The following is a 1516-nucleotide window of genomic DNA, read 5'->3' as shown; positions in this document are numbered from 1 at the left end:
CGAATGGCACTTACTTTAGCCGAGCGCCCGCTGCTGGCGCTGGCAATGCAATGATTCTGAGAAGGAAGCTGACGGCCGGGCAAACTGTTGGTACGACCCCAACAGCGGCCCTTGGTGGCCGTCAGCTCCATGCACGCTCATCGCGGATCGCGCCGGTATCAACAGCAACGGATTCGTCAGCAGGCGCGAACGATCCAGTCCTGCGACTTCTTCAATCTGCTGACCAAAGCGGAGTTGCTCGACCTGCTCGACCAGCAGTTGCCGCCTCATCGAGAGCGATTGTTCGCGCCGACAGAGACCTTGTCGTTGTTCATGCGACAGGTGCTCAGCCCGGATGCCTCGTGCCAAGCGGTGGTGAATCGCCACGCCGTGGAGCGGCTGGCCAACGGACTGCCGCCGTGCAGCACCTCGACGGGGGCTTACTGCAAAGCGCGTCAGCGCCTGCCCTTGGCGCTGATGGAGTCGCTGGTGCGCCAGACCGGGATCCTCACGGCGCTGCGGGCGCCGACGAAATGGCAGTGGCAAGGGCGCGCCGTCAAGCTCCTGGACGGCTCGACCGTGACAATGCCGGATACGCCCGAAAATCAGGCCCGTTACCCCCAGCAAAGCACTCAGAAACCCGGCCTGGGCTTTCCCATCGCCCGCGTCAGTGCGCTGGTGTGCTTGTCCACGGGGGCAGTCCTGGACAGCGCGATGGGGCCGTACTGCGGCAAGACCGGCAGCGAGCACGCGCTGTTTGCACAACTGCTGGGCAGCCTGGTTGACGGTGACGTGCTGGTCGCTGATCGCTACTACTGCAGCTACGTGGTCATCGCGATGCTGCAAGCGCAGGGTGTGGACGTGGTCTTGCAGCAGCACCAGCGCCGCATCACCGACTTTCGCAAAGGTCGGCGCCTGGGCGCTCAGGACCATCTGGTGACCTGGGAAAAACCCAAGCGCTGCCCGAGCTGGCTCAGCCAGCCGCAGTACGATGCATTGCCGGCGACTCTGCTCATCCGCGAAGTCCGCGTGAAATCCAAGGTGCTGGTCACCACGCTGCTCTCGCCCCGGCAAACCAGCAAGCAGGCGCTGGGCGAACTCTATGTACAGCGCTGGAACATCGAGCTGGACTTGCGCAACATCAAGACCACGCTCGGCCTCCAAGCGCTGCACTGCATGACCCCGCAGATGAACCAGAAAGAATGGTGGGTTGGCTTGCTTGCCTACAACCTGATTCGCTTGCTGATGCTACTTTCCGCCAAGCACGCCGACGTCTTGCCGCGCCAGCTCAGCTTCAAGCACACCGTGCAGCTCTGGCTGGTCTGGGATCATCGACGTCCACAACCCGACGATGGACTCGACATCCTGCTGGTGCTGATCGCCCAGCAACGCGTCGCCGACCGACCAGGACGTATCGAACCCAGAGCCGTCAAACGACGACCCAAATCGTTTCCGCTGCTCACCGAACCCCGCCGCCGCGCTCGTGCTCGCGTTCGCCGGCACGGACATCCGAAGAAACTTAAGTAAGTGCCATTCG

1 protein-coding gene is annotated in these 1516 nt (G+C 62.9%); it reads left to right on the top strand.

Annotated features, from left to right (window positions below):
• Positions 1-129: 129 nt before the first annotated feature.
• The gene (locus tag PYV55_RS00005; RefSeq protein ID WP_275848067.1) at positions 130-1506 is read left to right on the top strand and encodes an IS4 family transposase; all 1377 of its coding nucleotides are present in this window, start codon (positions 130-132) and stop codon (positions 1504-1506) included.
• Positions 1507-1516: the final 10 nt, after the last annotated feature.

The organism is Extensimonas soli (genome assembly GCF_029211265.1).
Classification (GTDB): Bacteria; Pseudomonadota; Gammaproteobacteria; order Burkholderiales; family Burkholderiaceae_C; genus Extensimonas; species Extensimonas soli.
This window is presented reverse-complemented; position numbering and strand designations above follow the sequence as displayed.

Coding starts and splice junctions, on each gene's coding strand:
- PYV55_RS00005 (WP_275848067.1), top strand. CDS start 130: ATGCACGCTCATCGCGGATCGCGCCGGTATCAACAGCAACGGATTCGT.